Annotated in this window: 15 protein-coding genes; 12 read left to right on the top strand and 3 right to left on the bottom strand. The window is 63.6% G+C overall.

Annotation, left to right across the window (positions count from 1 at the left end; all coding sequences use genetic code 11):
- Window position 1 precedes the first annotated feature (1 nt).
- The 12 genes from ABD197_RS00980 (at window position 2) to ABD197_RS01035 (ending at window position 14,849) form a co-directional block, all read left to right on the top strand.
- A complete protein-coding gene (locus ABD197_RS00980; protein ID WP_344050676.1) occupies window positions 2-925 on the top strand; it encodes a pseudouridine-5'-phosphate glycosidase in 924 nt (307 codons plus the stop codon).
- A 71-nt stretch (window positions 926-996) separates the two neighbouring features.
- Window positions 997-1,899, top strand: coding sequence for a LysR family transcriptional regulator (locus ABD197_RS00985; protein WP_344050678.1), 903 nt, complete (start codon window positions 997-999; stop codon window positions 1,897-1,899).
- A gap of 221 nt (window positions 1,900-2,120) precedes the next feature.
- Window positions 2,121-3,446: an ABC transporter substrate-binding protein gene (locus ABD197_RS00990; protein WP_344050680.1), complete on the top strand. Its 1,326-nt coding sequence runs from the start codon at window positions 2,121-2,123 to the stop codon at window positions 3,444-3,446.
- A gap of 15 nt (window positions 3,447-3,461) precedes the next feature.
- On the top strand, window positions 3,462-4,385 hold the full coding sequence (locus tag ABD197_RS00995) for a carbohydrate ABC transporter permease (protein ID WP_344050682.1): 924 nt from the start codon (window positions 3,462-3,464) through the stop codon (window positions 4,383-4,385).
- A gap of 57 nt (window positions 4,386-4,442) precedes the next feature.
- A complete protein-coding gene (locus ABD197_RS01000) occupies window positions 4,443-5,207 on the top strand; it encodes a carbohydrate ABC transporter permease (RefSeq protein WP_344050683.1) in 765 nt (254 codons plus the stop codon).
- Between the two features lie 77 nt (window positions 5,208-5,284).
- Window positions 5,285-6,721: a dihydropyrimidinase gene (gene hydA, locus ABD197_RS01005; protein ID WP_344050685.1), complete on the top strand. Its 1,437-nt coding sequence runs from the start codon at window positions 5,285-5,287 to the stop codon at window positions 6,719-6,721.
- A gap of 205 nt (window positions 6,722-6,926) precedes the next feature.
- Window positions 6,927-7,727, top strand: coding sequence for a ribokinase (locus tag ABD197_RS01010; protein WP_344050687.1), 801 nt, complete (start codon window positions 6,927-6,929; stop codon window positions 7,725-7,727).
- Window positions 7,728-7,798: 71 nt separating this feature from the next.
- Window positions 7,799-8,827, top strand: coding sequence for a TIGR03842 family LLM class F420-dependent oxidoreductase (locus tag ABD197_RS01015; RefSeq protein WP_344050690.1), 1,029 nt, complete (start codon window positions 7,799-7,801; stop codon window positions 8,825-8,827).
- Between the two features lie 4 nt (window positions 8,828-8,831).
- A complete protein-coding gene (locus ABD197_RS01020; protein WP_344055770.1) occupies window positions 8,832-10,160 on the top strand; it encodes an aspartate aminotransferase family protein in 1,329 nt (442 codons plus the stop codon).
- Between the two features lie 84 nt (window positions 10,161-10,244).
- On the top strand, window positions 10,245-11,753 hold the full coding sequence (locus ABD197_RS01025) for a CoA-acylating methylmalonate-semialdehyde dehydrogenase (protein WP_344050693.1): 1,509 nt from the start codon (window positions 10,245-10,247) through the stop codon (window positions 11,751-11,753).
- 16 nt (window positions 11,754-11,769) lie between these two features.
- Complete coding sequence (gene fgd / locus ABD197_RS01030) at window positions 11,770-12,789, top strand: glucose-6-phosphate dehydrogenase (coenzyme-F420) (protein ID WP_344050695.1); 1,020 nt, start codon at window positions 11,770-11,772, stop codon at window positions 12,787-12,789.
- Window positions 12,786-14,849 (top strand): amidase, encoded by a 2,064-nt coding sequence (locus tag ABD197_RS01035; RefSeq protein WP_344050698.1) that lies wholly within the window; start codon window positions 12,786-12,788, stop codon window positions 14,847-14,849. Before fgd ends, ABD197_RS01035 begins: the two co-directional genes overlap by 4 nt.
- 537 nt (window positions 14,850-15,386) lie before the next feature.
- Here the strand turns inward: ABD197_RS01035 and ABD197_RS01040 are convergent.
- From ABD197_RS01040 to ABD197_RS01050, 3 genes are all read right to left on the bottom strand, one after another.
- The gene (locus ABD197_RS01040; RefSeq protein ID WP_344050699.1) at window positions 15,387-15,917 is read right to left on the bottom strand and encodes an RNA polymerase sigma factor; all 531 of its coding nucleotides are present in this window, start codon (window positions 15,915-15,917) and stop codon (window positions 15,387-15,389) included.
- The gene (locus ABD197_RS01045) at window positions 15,917-16,516 is read right to left on the bottom strand and encodes a hypothetical protein (protein ID WP_344050701.1); all 600 of its coding nucleotides are present in this window, start codon (window positions 16,514-16,516) and stop codon (window positions 15,917-15,919) included. Before ABD197_RS01045 ends, ABD197_RS01040 begins: the two co-directional genes overlap by 1 nt.
- 142 nt (window positions 16,517-16,658) lie before the next feature.
- A complete protein-coding gene (locus ABD197_RS01050; RefSeq protein WP_344050703.1) occupies window positions 16,659-16,985 on the bottom strand; it encodes a hypothetical protein in 327 nt (108 codons plus the stop codon).
- Between the last annotated feature and the right edge of the window lie 16 nt (window positions 16,986-17,001).

The raw sequence follows: 17,001 nt of genomic DNA on the forward strand, positions 1-17,001 counted from the left end.
TATGTCCACTGCACACGCATCCGCGATCGTGGTTTCCGATGAGATCGCGGAGGCGACGGCGGCCGGCAGGCCGGTCGTCGCGCTAGAGTCCACGATCTTCACCCATGGGCTTCCCCGACCAATAAACGAAGAAGTCGCTCTTGAAGCGGAAGACATTGTCCGCCAGGAGGGCGCGGTGCCCGCGACAATCGGCATCGTCGCCGGAACGGCCGTCGTTGGCCTCAGCAACGAGCAGATTCACCAGCTCTCGAACGAGACCGAGGTGGTCAAAGTGAGTCAGCGCGATCTCGCGGTCGTTGCCGCGAAACGCCTGAGTGGGGGAACGACCGTCGCGGCGACCGCGTTCCTCGCGCACCACGCCGGTATCCGCGTCTTCTCGACCGGCGGCCTCGGCGGCGTACACCAGGGCGCGAGCGAGACATTTGACGAGAGTGCCGACCTCACAACTCTCGCGGGTGTGCCAATCGTCATCGTGAGCGCGGGAGTCAAATCAATCCTCGACATCCCCGCAACTCTTGAGCGGCTCGAGACACTCAACATCACCGTTCTCGGCTTCGGCACGAACGCGTACCCGGGCTTTTACGTCACCGAGTCAGGCTCATGGATCGAGTACGCTGTCGACGCACCCGAAGAAGTGGCGGCCGTCCTCCGCGCACAAGTGGACTTCGGGCTCTCCTCCGCTGTGCTGGTTGCCAACCCGATCTCGCGCGAGAAGCAGCTCGACCCGGACGAGCACGCCCGCGTGATCGGGGAGGCCTGGGCAAGGGCGGCGGCCGGTGGCATCGCCGGCAACGCCACCACACCATTCCTGCTCGACTACATACAGCGCGCCACCAAGGGCGAAAGCCTGCGCGTAAATATCGACGTGTACCGCTCGAATGCCAGGCTTGGCGCGCAGATTGCGCGCGCAGCGGCGCTCTCATGACTGCCCACGTCAGCTGACGGCGACAGAAGGCTCACTACAATCTCGGACATGCGCCCACCCGAGGCACCCGGATGAACGTGAGCCTACGACTGCTGCGAGCATTCGTCGCAGTCAGCCAAGAAGGCCACGTTGGCCGTGCCGCAGCCCGGCTGTTCATTTCGCAGCCGTCGCTCTCACAAGACATTCGGCGCCTCGAGCGAGAGATTGGCGTAGTCCTCTTCGATCGAGGCCCGCGCGGACTTACGCCCACTCCAGCAGGCGAAGCGCTGCTGCGCAGCGTCGAGGGGGCACTCGCGATGTTCGACCAAGGCGTCGCCAACGCACGCGAGATCGCGGCGAGCGGGCGCGGTACGATTCGTGTCGCGTATAGCCCGAGCCTCGCCAACATTTTCATGCCGTCACTGCTGTCACTCCTCGAGAGGGTGCTGACGGCGGCCGATATTGAGGAGCACGAACTCGACACTGGCGCCGTTGGGCCCGCGATCAGCGTCGGCGCTTACGATGTCGGGTTCGCGCACTGTCCGACCAGCGACCCGCGTCTCGTGGTGGCGCACATCGCTGACGAGCCGCTGTGCGTTGCCGTGGCCACGGGGCACCCGCTTGCGGGGCGGCCGTCCGTGCGCCTCAGCGAGCTCAGCGGCTCGTCGCTGCTGATCTGGCCGCGTGCATCGGCGCCCGACTACTACGACATGATCCTTGATATCTGCAGCGAGGCGGACGTCGGCCTCCGAGGGGTTAAGGAGTCCCGCCGTATCACACCGCGCACTTACCTTCTCGATGATCAGCAGACTTTCAGCCTGTTACCGCGCTCGGCGGCATCGCTGCCGCGCCCCGAGGTGACCTTCCTCCCTATCGAAGAGAGCCGCTGGACTCTACCTCTCACACTGATCTGTCGTGCGGGCGACAACCGCCGTGAGCTCGACCAGATTCGGATCAGTGCGGAGCAGGTCGGGCGCGCCATCTCGGCGTGGTAATCGGGTTCGGCTGCCATAACCGATGTCTTATCGCAGGCATCGTGTTCGTCTTGGACCGGCATTACGGACGCGTGACAGCATGATCGCAGTCATCGGGATCAGCATTCGATGACCGCGTCGTCGCGACGCCTGCCGAATAGAGGAGCAAGACAGTGCAGTCACAGAGTTCCACTTCGCCCGGCCGGCCCTCCCGGAGGGTCCTGATCACCGGAGCCGGGGCGGTGAGTCTTGCCCTTTGCCTGGCGGCCTGCGCACCAGGCTCGGGCACGGCGGGCCCATCGGCGAGTGGAGAGGCAAGTGCCGGATTCGACACGACTAAGGACGTCACCCTGACGATTGCCGACGGCTGGGGTACGTCAGGCACGGGAGAAGTATTCGCAGATGTCATCGCTCAGTTCGAGGCGAAGTACCCGAACGTAACGATTGAGCGAGACACGACCGACTACAACTCACACACCAGCTCGATCGCGCTCAAGGCATCGTCCCCGACACCACCGGATGTAATGATGCTCACTACGACGGGCTACGGCCAAGGCTTTTACGACTTCGTCAGGGCAGACCTTCTGCTGCCGCTCGACGATTACTCGAAGCTTTACGACTGGCCGAGCCGAGTTGGTTCGGATGCAGCGCTTGACGTGTTCCGTTTCGACACGGGCAAGGGGAACCAATGGGGTTCCGGCGCCCTCTTCGGCGTTCCAGAACAGAGCAATGTGATCGGCGTCTTCTACAACAAGAGCTTGCTCGCCAAGGCCGGCTTCGACGCGCCACCAACGTCCCTTGCTGAGTTCGAGTCGACACTATCGGGAGCGAAGGCCGCCGGAATAACCGCGATCGCACAATCGAGCACCTACATCCACACCAACATGGCGCTGTGGGGCTCCTTTGCCGCCGACGCGAAGGAGGTCAACGACTGGGTATACGGCGCCTCCGGCTCATTCTCCGATCCGGCCAACGTCACCGCTGCCCAGAAGATTCAGGACTGGCAAGGCGCAGGCTATTTCCAGGACGGCGCCTCCGGCACGTCCGATTCCGACGCCGCGGGCCTCTTCCTCAACGGCGAGAGCATGTACTACATCTCCGGCAGCTGGATGGCCGGCGGCGTGGACAGCAACCTGGGCGACGACGGCGGAGTCTTCCTGCTGCCAGGTAGCTCCAGCTCGTCGCCGGTGGGTGGCGGACTTTCCACCCCTCTTGTGATCAGCTCGAAAACGCAGCACCCGGACGTCGCCGCGGCGTTCCTTGACTTCTTCCTGAGTGCAGAGACGAGCGACTTCCTGTACACGAATGGATGGGGCGTACCTGGCGGCCTCGTCTCATCGTCCGACCTGGCCAGCGGGCCCACGTCGGCCTCGGTGCTCGACCTCATCGACCATACGCAGGCCGGCCCCGGTACCTTCCCGTTCCTCGACTGGGCAGCCCCTCAGTTCACAACGCTGCTGCCCACCGAACTCCAAAAGATGGCGGCTGGCCAGTCGACGCCAGAGCAGTACACGAATCTTGTGCAGAGCGATTGGGAATCGTTCCAGCAGACTCGGAAATCGTCCTAGGGCGACCGCCACACCATGCACTCGTTTCGCACAGACGGGGAGGCTATCGTGTTGTCTCCCCGTCGTCGGCGGCATAGCGGGGTCACGACCCAGAAGGTCGGACTCGTTTACATCGCACCTCCGCTCGCGCTGTTCGTCTTCGGCATCCTCGTTCCGCTTGGCTACGGCGCGTATATCTCGCTCTGGCGCTGGGACGGTATCACGCAAGCGACATTCGTCGGATTCGATAACTACCTCGACGCGGTCACCGACCCTCTCGTCCTGCAGGCGTTTGCCCACTCCTTCTTTCTCGTCGCGTTCTATTCCGCGATCCCCATCTGCCTGGGCCTCGTGCTTACGGGAGTAATAGCCCGTTACCCACTCCGCTTCACCGGCACCTGGCGGGTACTGCTCTTTCTGCCGCAGGTGCTGTCGATCGTTGTGGTAGGCGTCGCATGGCAGTGGCTGCTTGCGGCGGATGGTCCCGTCAACCAGCTCCTGCGGCTGGTCGGGCTCGGCGGGCTCACCCGGGTATGGCTTGGTGACTTCGTGTGGGCGTTGCCCGCCCAAGGCGCGATTGGTGCGTGGCTCATGTCGGGGCTGTGCATGGTGCTCTTCCTTTCGGCGGCACAGAACATCGACCACGAGCTCTACGACGCTGCGGCGGTCGACGGTGCGGGCCCGGTACGGGAGTTCTTCGCCGTTACGGTTCCCAGCCTCCGGCGTGTGATCGTCGTGGCCGCAGTCCTCACATTCACAGTGTCTCTCAACAACTTCGGGCTCATCTGGGTGACAACCCGAGGTGGCCCCGGTGGCGCGACACAAGTGGTCGCAACCCTCGTATACGAGCGTGCCTTCGTAGTGACCCAGTTGGGCAGCGCTTCCGCGCTGGCGCTCCTCCTCGGCCTTATCGTGATGGCGATCTCGCTTGGTATCACGCGCATCTCACGGGAGGACTGAATGACCACACGCAATTTCTCCGCCCTCCGCTATGGATTCCTCGGGTTCCTCTCGCTCGTGACCGTCGCGCCGCTGGTCGTGGTCGCGATCACGTCCTTTAACGCGCCGAACACGCCGGTAGCCGGCTTCCAGTGGCCGGACCCCTTCACGCTCGAATCCTTCGGCAGCGCGTGGGTCAACGGCGGCTTCGGCTCGGCCTTCCTGGATAACACCCTCATCACGGCGGGCGTCGTATTCATCGTGACGGTCTGCTCAATCAGCGCGGGCTATGCATTTGGCACGATGCGCTTCCCAGGCTCGCGCTGGTTCTACTATCTATTCCTCATCGGCATCGTCACGCCATACGTCGTGCTGGTGGTACCCCTCTACCTGCAGTTTCAGGCGCTCGGCATCCTCGGCACGTACTGGGCGATCATCATTCCCGAAGCAGCGATGTACCTCGGCTTTGGGGTGTTCTGGATGCAGGCGTTCTTCGCCTCGATCCCGCGGTCGCTCATCGAAGCGGCAAGGCTCGACGGGGCGTCATCGTTCCGCATCCTCGTCACGATCCTGATACCGCTCGCGCGACCAGCGATCACGACGCTCATGATGCTGACGTTCCTGTCGTCGTGGAACGAGTACCTGGTGCCACTGGTGATGGCCGCCTATGGCGACATAACCACGGTGTCGCTGGGGCTCGCGAGCTTCCAGGGCCAGTACCTCACGGACATCCCTTCTCTTGCGGCCGCGTCCGTCGTCGTGGCGCTGCCCGCGGTCCTCATCTACGTCATCACCCAGCGGACCTTCTTCCGCGGATTACTGCAAGGAGCGGTTAAGGAATGACCATCACCCCTGGGCGGCGCAGGATCTGCGTGACGGCGACCGTATGCGGCACGGCCGCCGTCCTCTGAAGTCCAACAATGTCAACGACACTTATCACCGGCGGCAAGGTCGTTAATGCCACCGGCACTGCCCAGGCTGACGTTCTGATCGACGGCGAAAGAATCGCCGCCGTGCTGGCACCGGGCTCGACGCTACTCGGGCACGACCTGACGGCATCCGTCGACACCGTCGTCAACGCGACTGGTAAGTACGTGATCCCGGGTGGCATCGATGCGCACACGCACATGCAGATGCCGTTCGGCGGCACCGAAGCCTCCGACACGTTCGAGACCGGCACCCGCGCGGCAGCCTGGGGCGGCACGACCTCGATTGTTGACTTCGTGGTGCAATACCCCGACGAAAATCCTCTTGACCGCTACGCGGCGTGGCATGAAAAGGCTGCCGGCGAGTGCGCGATCGACTACGGCTTCCACCAGATCCTTTCCGACGTTCAGGACTCCAGCCTGGTCGCGATGGACGAGCTGGTCGCAGAGGGCGTTACGAGCTTCAAGCTCTTTATGGCCTATAAGGGTGTGTTTCTCTCGGACGACGGCCAAATCCTGCGGGCGTTTCAGAAGGGCGCCAAAAACGGCGCAATGATGATGATGCACGCTGAGAACGGCGCGGTGATAGACGTGCTTGTCAACCAGGCGCTTGACGCCGGTAACACCTTGCCGTTTTTTCACGGTACCTCTCGGCCATGGCAGGCTGAGGAGGAGGCCACTCATCGGGCTATCATGCTTGCAGACATCACCGGAGCGCCGCTGTACGTCGTGCACGTCTCGGCAAAGCAGGCCGTCCAGCAGATCGCCGCCGCCCGCGACCGGGGGATGAACGTCTTCGGCGAGACGTGCCCGCAGTACCTATACCTGTCACTAGAAGACCAGCTCGGCGCGTCTAGTGAGGAATGGGGAAACTTTGAGGGCGCAAAGTGGGTGTGTTCCACGCCGCTGCGCTCGAAGCACGAGGGCCACCAGCACTACATGTGGCAAAGCTTGCGCACCAACGACATCCAGATGGTCTCCACCGACCATTGCCCGTTCTGCATGAAGGGGCAGAAGGACATGGGGATCGGGGACTTCTCGAAGATCCCCAACGGCGTCGGCTCGGTCGAGCACCGGATGGACCTCATGTACCAAGGTGTCGTGGCTGAGCAGATCACCCTGGAGCGCTGGGTAGAAATCACATCGACAACCCCTGCGCGCATGTTCGGCATGTACGGCAAGAAGGGCGTGATCCAGCCCGGGGCGGACGGAGACATCGTGGTTTACGACCCCCACGGCCATACATCCATCGGCGTCAACGAGACCCACCATATGAACATGGACTACTCCGCGTGGGAGGGCTTCGAGATCGACGGACACGTCGACACCGTGCTTTCGCGCGGCAAGGTCATCGTCGACGGCGACCGGTATCTCGGCGCCAAGGGCGACGGCAAGTACTTCAAGCGCGGCCTGAGTCAATACCTCATTTGATGGTAATTACTGTGCCACCTTTCCTGACTGATCCTGGCATTGATGATGCATTCGCCATCGCCATCGCCATCGCGATTGCTGCTGCGCTCACCAGACGCTCGCAGTGTCGGCATCGGCACAATCGTCGGCAGCATGAGCGTCCTCCCAGCGGTCACATCTTTGTCCGTTGCCCCAAAGACGAAGCAACATCACGGGATGGCAAGAAATGACTGAGCTGCTCACCGTTGTCGGCTCCGCCAATATCGACACCGTCATCAAAGTCGCCTCCCCCCCCGCGCCCGGGCAGACGGTGCTGGGCCGCGGCATCGAGCGCCGACCGGGGGGGAAAGGCGCCAATCAGGCAGCGGCCGCCGCAGCATCCGGTGTGCCCACACGCCTAGTAGCGGCCTTCGGCGACGACCAAGCCGGCGAGACCTATCGCACCCGCCTCAACGATCGAGGCGTCAACACCCGTGACAGCGTCATCGTGCCGGGCCCGTCCGGCGAAGCAATTATCACAGTCGACGACCGGGGAGAGAACTCCATCATCGTCATCCCGGGCGCCAACAGCCTCCTGGACCCCGACTCGGCCCGATTCCACCTCGGCGACACCCCCTGGGTCCTGGTGCAACTCGAGACCCCTCGCGCCACGGTGCAAGCCGTGATCACGGAGGCTCACGCTCGAGGCGCCAAGGTCGCATTGAACGCATCTCCGATAATCCCAGAGGCGCACGAACTCGCACTTCAGTGCGACCTAGTGATCGTCAATGAGATCGAAGCCGCACAGCTGGAGGGGGTGCAGGATATGTGCATCACCCGGGGGGCTGGAGCAGTGACCTGGGGAGACGAGATCGCAATGCCGCGCCCCGTCACCGTTGTGGATACCACGGGCGCAGGCGACGCTTTCGCAGGCGCCCTCGTTGCTGCCACCGCCGCCGGACAGTCCAGGCACAGAGCCCTAGAGACCGCCCTAAATGCTAGCGCGGTAGCTGTGCAGCATGAGGGCGCCCAGCCCTGGCGGCTCTGACCGCCACATCGACACGTCGAGCGACCCGTCCACAAGGGGACCTTGCTCGCACTACCAGGAAGGAGACACCGGTGGACTTTGGTGTCGTCGTGCAAGTCAACCCACCCGCTCCGCGCATCGTCTCTCTAGCTAAGCGGGCGGAGGAGTATGGCTTCGACTACTTCTGGACCTACGACTCCCACATCCTCTGGCACGAGCCCTACGTCGTGTATTCCCAGATCCTCAGCAACACCACGCAGATCAAGGTCGGCACGATGGTGACCAACCCGGCCACTCGGGATTGGACCGTCACTGCTTCCACGTTCGCAACCCTGAACGCCTGCTTTGGCAACAGGACAATCTGCGGGATCGGCCGTGGCGACTCCGCCGTCAGGGTCACCAATGGCAAGCCGACCACGCTGAAAGAACTCCGCGAGTCCATCCACGTAATCCGGGAGCTCGCCAATTCTCGGGCTGTGGAGATCAACGGATCTCAGATTCGGTTCCCCTGGAGCCGCAACTCAAGTCTGGACGTGTGGGTTGCCGCCTACGGACCCCTCGCGCTGAAGGTCGCGGGCGAAGTGGGAGACGGCTTCATCCTGCAATGCGCCGACCTCGACATCGCCAAGTGGATGATCTCGACGGTACGAACTGCTGCTGAGAACGCCGGCCGCAACCCCGAAGACGTCAAGATCTGCGTTGCAGGCCCGATGTACGTCACGGACGGCACCCCAAATTCGCGAGCACACGCGATCGAACAATGCCGGTGGTTCGGAGGGATGGTCGGCAACCACGTCGCCGACATCGTCGCCAAGTACGGCACCGGCAGCGACGTCCCCGCAGCGCTGACCGACTATATCGCCGGTCGCCAGAGCTACGACTACAACGAGCACGGGAAGTCTGGGAACACCCACGTCGACTTCGTCCCCGATGAGGTCGTAGAGCGCTTCTGCATCATCGGAACCCCCGACGAGCACGAGGCCAAGCTGGCCGAACTGAAAGCGCTTGGTGTCACGCAGTTCGCTGGGTACCTCGACCACGACAACAAGGAAGAGACCCTTCGCGTCTACGGCGAAACCATCATCCCCGCTCTCCGCGATTACATCACCGCAAAGGCCTGACCCCATGACCCATCAGATCAGCAATCAAGCCGTCGCCGACCTCGACATCGCTCGCGTCTTCCACTCCTGGTCTGCGCAGGGGACGCTCAAGCCGATGGCTATCGCCGGCGGGTCTGGATCGACGGTCTGGGACTTCGAGGGGCACGAATACCTCGACTTTTCGAGCATGCTCGTCAACACCAATATCGGGCACCAGCATCCCGCTGTGATCGCCGCCATCAAAAAGCAGGCCGACGTGCTAACAACGGTGGGGCCGGCTTTCGCCAATCTGACCAGGGGAGAGGCGGCCGAGCGCATCCTGGCCCGGGCCGGCGACGGGTTCACGAAGGTCTTCTTCACCAACGGCGGAGCAGATGCGAACGAGAACGCGATCCGCATGGCCCGTCTATACACAGGACGCGACAAGGTGCTTTCCATGTACCGCTCCTACCACGGCAACACCGGCGCAGCGATCGTCGCGACCGGTGACTGGCGACGCATCCCCAACGAGTACTCGCGCGGTCACGCTCACTTCTTCGGTCCCTTCGCGTACCGCTCGGAGTTCTGGTCATCCAGCGCGGAGGAGGAGGGCCAGCGCGCCCTGCACCACCTCCGCCGGGTAATCCAAGCCGAGGGAGCCGGGTCGATCGCGGCGATCCTTATCGAGACCGTGCCCGGCACCGCCGGGGTGCTCGTGCCCCCGCCTGGCTACCTCGCCGGAGTGCGGGCGCTGGCCGACGCACACGGTATCGTCCTCATCTTCGACGAGGTCATGGCGGGCTTCGGCCGCACGGGCGGGTGGTTTGCGTTCCAAGCCCTCGCCGAAAACGGCGACCTCGTGACCCCCGACCTGATCACGTTCGCCAAGGGTGTCAACTCTGGCTACGTACCCACAGGCGGTGTGATCATCTCGCCGGCGATCGCCGAGCGATTCGACGACGAGGTGTTCCCAGGCGGACTCACCTACTCGGGCCACCCGCTGGCCATGGCGTCGATTGTGGGTGCTCTCGATGCGATGGAATCAGAAGGTGTCATCGAGCACGCCGCCCGCATCGGCTCCGACCTGCTCGCGCCGGGCCTCGCGGAGCTGACTGACAAGCACCCGACGATCGGTGAGGTCCGCGGGCTCGGCGTGTTCTGGGCCCTCGACCTGGTGGCCGACACCCAGACGCGGGAGCCGCTGCCAGCCTCCGCGATCGGTGTATTGAAGGCTGACCTTCTCGCCCGCGGACTGCTGCCTTTCATTGTCGACAACCGCATTCACGTCGTGCCGCCGTGTGTAGTCACCGACGACGAGGTCACCCGCGCCCTCGCGATCTTCGACGAGGCCCTCGCCGCCTTCGAAAGCGGCTGACATTCCGGTGCCGTCCGCCGCATCCCTAACTGAGCGCGCGACTTCTCTGACACTCACCAGCCCACAAACCCGTTCGGAAAACGCATGACCTCCCAGACACTGACCATCGGCCACTGGATCGACGGCGCCTCCGTGGCCTCTCAGAGCGGCCGCACTGCGCCCGTCTATGACCCTGCCCGGGGCGTCGAGACCACGCGTGTGGCTTTAGCCGACCATGCCGAGATCGACGCGGCCATCGTCTCTGCGGCCAAGGCCTTCCCCGACTGGCGGGACCTGTCCATTGCCCGCCGGCAGATGATCGTGTTCCGTTTTCGCGAGCTGCTGTATGAGCGGAAGAAGGAGCTGGCCGAGATCGTCACCGGCGAGCACGGGAAGGTGGTTTCCGATGCTCTCGGAGAGATCCAGCGGGGCCTCGAAGTCGTAGAGCTGGCCACCGGCTTCCCGCACCTCATCAAGGGTGGCTATTCGGAGAACGTTTCTACTGGCGTCGACGTGTATTCCCTCAAGCAGCCCCTTGGGGTGGTGGGAATCATCTCACCCTTCAACTTCCCTGTGATGGTGCCGATGTGGTTCTTCCCCATCGCAATTGCGGCCGGCAACACCGTCGTGCTCAAGCCCAGCGAGAAGGATCCCTCCGCCGCGATCTGGATCGCACAGCTCTGGAAAGAGGCCGGACTCCCCGACGGTGTGTTCAACGTCCTGCAGGGCGACAAAGAGGCGGTCGATGGGCTGCTGAAGCACCCCGAGGTGCAGTCCATCTCCTTCGTGGGCTCCACCCCCATCGCGCAGTACATCTACGAAACCGCATCGAAGAACGGCAAGCGAGTCCAAGCTCTCGGCGGGGCAAAAAACCACATGCTCGTCCTGCCCGATGCCGACCTCGACCTCGTCGCCGACTCCGCCGTCAACGCGGGCTTCGGCGCCGCTGGCGAACGCTGCATGGCGATCTCTGTTGTCCTAGCCGTCGAGCCCGTCGCCGGCGAGCTGATCGAAAAAATCACCAATCGCATCGCCAAGCTGCGCATCGGCAATGGCTCCTCCGAGAACGAGCCTGATATGGGGCCCCTCATCTCCGAAGCGCACCGCGACAGGGTCGCTTCGTACGTGGATATCGCCGAAGCTGACGGCGCCCGCGTCGTCGTCGACGGTCGCGGGTACACCGTCGACGGCCACGAGGAGGGGTTCTTCTTCGGCCCCACCCTGCTGGACGTGGTCCCGACGACTTCACGCGCATACACCGAGGAGATCTTTGGCCCAGTGCTCTCGATAGTGCGCGTGAAGACCTACGAAGAGGGCCTCGCGCTCATCAATAGCGGCGAGTTCGGCAATGGCACCGCCATCTTTACCAACGACGGCGGCGCCGCCCGCCGTTTCCAAAACGAGGTTCAGGTCGGGATGATCGGCATCAACGTGCCGATTCCAGTGCCGGTGGCCTACCACTCGTTCGGTGGATGGAAGAAGAGCCTGTTCGGCGACGCCAAAGCCTACGGTGTGCACGGCTTCGACTTCTTTACCCGCGAGAAAGCCGTCACCAGCCGCTGGCTCGACCCCGCCTCCCACGGCGGCATCAACCTCGGCTTCCCACAGAACTGAGGAGCAACACCGGACTATGACGCTTCGACTTGGATACAAGGCCAGTGCTGAGCAGTTCGCTCCCCGAGAGTTGGTGGAGATTGCCGTTGCTGCCGAGGCGCACGGAATGGAGTCCGTCGCCGTCTCCGACCACTTCCAGCCGTGGCGACACGAGGGCGGGCACGCTCCGTTCTCTTTGGCGTGGATGGCAGCGGTGGGTGAGCGGACCACGTCAATCCGCATCGGCACCAGCGTCATGACGCCGACGTTTCGCTACAACCCCGCGGTGCTCGCACAGGCGTTTGCCACGCTAGGTGAGCTCTTCCCCAACCGGATCTTCCTCGGCGTTGGTACTGGTGAGGCCCTGAACGAGATCGCGACCGGATTCCGGGGGGCCGGTGAGCAGACCTGGCCAGAATTCAAGGAACGGTTTGCGCGGCTGCGTGAAGCGATTTCATTGATGCGAGCGCTCTGGACCGAGGACCGCGTGAACTTCGATGGCGAGTACTACTCGACCCACGACGCGTCCATATACGACCGCCCCGCTACCCCCATCCCGGTCTACGTTGCGGCCGGCGGGCCAGTCGTGGCCCGGTATGCGGGTCGGGCAGGAGATGGTTTCATCTGCACCTCGGGCAAGGGCATGTCCCTGTACACGGACGATCTAATCCCGGCTGTTCGAGAAGGTGCCTCGAAGGTCCAGCGTTCGTTCGACGACATCGATCGAATGATCGAAATCAAGTTGTCCTACGACAGCGATTACGACATGGCGCTGCAGAACACACGGTTCTGGGCTCCGCTGGCGCTGTCGAAAGAGCAGAAGCACGACATCACCGATCCGGTCGAAATGGAAGAAGCGGCGGATGCGCTCCCCATCGAGCAGATCGCGTCACGCTGGATCGTGGGTGCCGACCCTGACGAGGTTGCCGCACAGATCGCGCAGTACGTGGACGCGGGCCTGAATCATCTTGTGTTCCACGCTCCTGGTCAGGATCAGCGGCGCTTCCTGGAGCTATTCCAGCGCGATCTCGCCCCCCGCTTGAGGGCTCTTGCATGACCGGCTCGCATGTCGCCGGCGCGCCGATGGGAGAAGCGGGCGCGCGTATTCATGACGTCGTCGAGCTAGGCGTCGCGGACATGCTTCGCCTCCTCGAGCGGGGCGAGGTGACAAGCGTGGAACTGGTAGTCGCATACCTCAATCGGATCGCCTACTACGACCGCACCGGGCTCTGCCTACACTCGATCGCCGTGTTAGACCCCACTTGCATCGAACAAGCCGCAGCCTCCGATGCCAGACGCCGCGCTGGCCGAGCGGGTCCGCTGGAAGGAATCCCCTTCACGATCAAGGACAGCTATAAGGCAAGGGGTCTCTCCGTCGCTTCAGGTAGCCCCGCTCTGGCCGAGTTGGTAGCCTCGGAGGACGCCGCGACAGTGCAACAACTGCGCGCGGCAGGAGCAGTCTTGCTTGGCAAGACGAACATGCCGCCGATGGCGGCGGGGGGCATGCAACCCGGCGTTTACGGGTATGCGCGGAGCCCCTACCATCCGGATTATCTGACGGCTGCTTATGGATCCGGGTCATCGAATGGCTCGGGCACCGCTACCGCGGCCAGCTTCTGCGCGTTCGGTATGGCGGAGGAGACGGTCTCGTCAGGTCGAGCGCCAGCCTCGAACAACGGCCTCGTCGCCTACACGCCCTCCCGTGGCGTGCTCTCCATCCGTGGCAATTGGCCGCTGCGACCCACCTGCGACGTCGTCGTGCCGCACACCCGCACCGTCGACGACCTCCTCTTACTCCTCGACGTGCTCGCCGTGACCGACCCCGACACGACGGGCGACATCTGGCGGCAGCAGACCGCCGTGACACTGCCCGCGCCAGAAGACGTCATCCCGCACCCGGTGGCACGCCCGCGGCCCGAGCGTCTCGATGGTCTGCGAATTGGCGTGCCACGGATGTACATCGGCGAAGACCGAGAATCTCTCGACCCGCCTGTCATACGCCCCTCGGTACGCGCGCTCTGGGACCGCGCTGCCGAGGATCTCCGCGCGCTCGGCGCCGAAGTGATCAAGGTCGATTTCCCCGCCGTTTCGAACTACGAAGAGGACCGTCCTGGTGCACGTGGCCTCGCGGAACGCGGACTCGTCCCGAAGAACTGGCGTGCCCTTGAGGGCGGCACTGTGACCGCCATGGCACTCGATTCGTTCCTGCGTGATAACGGCGACCCCAGCCTTGACAGTTGGGCCGACATCGACGGCGACACAGTCTTCCCAGCGGAGGACGCCCCCGTCCCGGTTTGGATCACCCGGGCCAGGGGAGGTTTCGATTGGCAGCGACTCGCAGAGCTTGTCAAGCAGGGAGTGCCAGCCGACTACGACGCCGTTGCAGGCCTCGACCATCTCCTGCGCGGATTAGAAGAGGCTCGCCGGATCGACTTCGAAGAATGGATGCAGGCAGAGGATTTGGATCTGATCGCATTTCCTGCCGCCGGCGACGTGGGTCGGGCCGACCTGTTCGACCGACCCGAGAGTCTGGAGGCAGCCTCTCGAAACGGCGTCGTCTACTCAAACGGCAACCGGGTCATCCGGCACCTCGGCATCCCCACCGTCACTGTCCCCATGGGATGCATGGGAGACATTCAAATGCCCGTCGGAGTTACCTTCGCGGGCCCGGCATACAGCGACGACCTCCTCCTCGACCACGCCTCCGCGTATGAGAAGGCGACACATAGACGTCAGCCTGCGTTTCTAACCCCGACGCTCCCGTCGAACCAGATCGATCCCGGCACTCCAGATGCCCTCGAGGACAGAGATGGGGATGATAAGGCAGCGGAGCCCGAATCGATCACTATCGAAGCGGTTGGCCGATCGTGGGAGGTTGAGGTGCGTCTTTTAGAGGGCGCGTCCTTCCCGACGCACGTCTGGGCCGACGGCCACATCCTCCGCCCGGACAGCGGCGAGGAGACGGTCTTCCGTGGCCGCGTCTCACTATCCCGCCCACGCTCAGCGAACGAGATGTTAATTGTCACGACCGCTGGCCGACATGCGGCAAAGCTTTCGTTCGTCGCGCTGCCAGATCGAAGGAAGCCGGGTGACACCGCGAGGAAACCCGATCGATGACCGAGCTCAGATGGATATTCCTGGCGGCGCTAGTACCTCTGCAATGTGGACATTTAAGGAGCCGACAGTCCGCTCTTATGGGGCTCGGGGTGGACAATTCGCGCTGGTCCCTAAAGCCGCCGAGAGCGCGGAGCTCGGTCAAGTTCATGGCCCGTGGTTGTCAATGACTGCGACGGTGACTTTGTCAGCTCTTCTGCTCGCTGCGGGCGGCTTTCTGCTTGGCACCGCGAAGGCGATATTCCGTGGCCTGCAACGCCAACCGAGCAGGCCGTTGACTACTCGGGCCGCTATCTCGCCTGGGGCGCTGTAGCTCTTGCCCTCGTCGGCTCTGTCGCGGTCGCCATCATTTCGAAGGTGCGGTCAATGTCCGAAGGATTTGGCTGGGGGTGGGGTGTGCTGACACTTGCGGCATCCGCTGTCGTGGGCGGCGTCGCATTCTTCTCAGCGTTCGCCGTAGCTCACGAGCATTACCTCTCCGCCAGCCAAGCTCGCAGTCGAAGCGTGCCGACCGCGAAAGGATCCCTCTGCGTTCGACGGTCAGTCGCGCGGTGGCCGGGACTCCGTATCGCCGTCGCCCAGCGTGGCTCGGAGTTGCTGTTTCACATTGGCGAGGCGGGATCTCGCTGTCGACGGGTTGATGTCGAGCACCGTTGCCGCTTCGTGGGACCGTAATCCGTCCCAGTAGACGAGTCGTACGAGTTCGGCGTCGTCGGCAGGCAGTGCCGCGATCGCCTCTCGCAGTTCCGTGGAGACGTCGTCTGTTGCAAACGTCGGCGCGATCGTGCGCATCTCGTCGGCGAGCCGTTGCACGGCCGCTGAACGTCTGGCGGCAGTACGCCGCGAGTTCAACATGACGTTCCGCGCGGTCGCGAACATCCACATCCGCGCTTCCGTGGGGTCGGCGGGAATTCTCCGTCGGAGCTTCCACGCGGTCAGCAGCAACTCTCCGAACGCTTCGGCGGCGTCTGCGCTGTTGAGCAGGCGGCGCTGGAAATAGCGGGAGAGGTCGTCTTCGTTCCGGCGTATCAGCTCGTCGAACGCGGACGTCCGCGTCGTCACCGAACCCATCAGCTGCAGTCGCTTGTCTGGCTGGAGAGGCTCACTTCCCGACCGGGTTCCATGTCGTACACGCGGTCGCCGAGCCCCGCCCACAGCTGCTCGGCGACGAGCTGGTGGATCGCCTTCTGCGTGATCTCCGCATCGCTCATCTCGATGCGCTTCACCTGCCCGTCCAGGTGTTCGACTGGCTCCGATGCCGCGAGCTCAGCCCGGATCTCCGCCTCCTCCGCGGTGGTGTCAAGACTGCTCAGATCGATGCCGCTCACGATCGCTTTCGCGTCCTGCACGAGCGGGTCGTCTTCGGCCAGGCCCGCCCAGGTGACGACGATGCCCTGGAAGCACGCCGACCCGTCCGTGCGGCCGATGGAGAACACGTTGTCGGCGACCCATCCCCACGGCGTCTCATTGCCGCCGCCGGCCATCGCGACCGAGCCGCCTCCCACCAACACCGCAGATGCCGCCACACCGGCAGCCCACATCCGAAGCCGCCGGCCACGCCGACCACGCGCCTCGGCGAGGATCTGCGCTCGATGCGACGCCAACCCTGTGGGCACCGTCACCTGCGGTGCGGCATCCCGGATATGTATTCCGAGCTCATCGTCATTCATGGCGGAAACCCTTCGCTGAGGACATCATTCGCTCAGTACATGTCCGCAGTCCGAAGAACTGTCCAACACCCACAGATCAAGATTGGGTCGTCGACCCGCAAGCCGGTCCCGTTGCGAGACCTTGGTGTCGTGCCCTCAGCGGTCAGGACCGCTTGCATGGCGGAAGATCGTCAAGCCCCGCCGAGCCGCACGAGAGCGCCATCCCCCACTCCTTGTCTCCAGAGCAGCTGAACATCCGCAACTCACTCCAGTCGTAACTGCCGAACTTCCCTGGCCAAGCCCAGAAGATCACCTCGGAGTCCTCGAACTTGACCTCGATGCCCTGTTCCGCAAAGAAGGTCCAGGTAGCGTCTCCGGAGTAGACCTCATCCGTCTCGTTCCAGCAGATTCCGCTGTCCGTCCGCGTCCACTGTCCCCCCGGTACGTTCACGAGGGTTGCCTTCCCGTCGGGAAGGAGCAGCAGCGACATGGCTCGATCCTCAGGC

Origin of the sequence: Microbacterium lacus (assembly GCF_039531105.1) — a bacterium.
Classification (GTDB): domain Bacteria; phylum Actinomycetota; class Actinomycetes; order Actinomycetales; family Microbacteriaceae; genus Microbacterium; species Microbacterium lacus.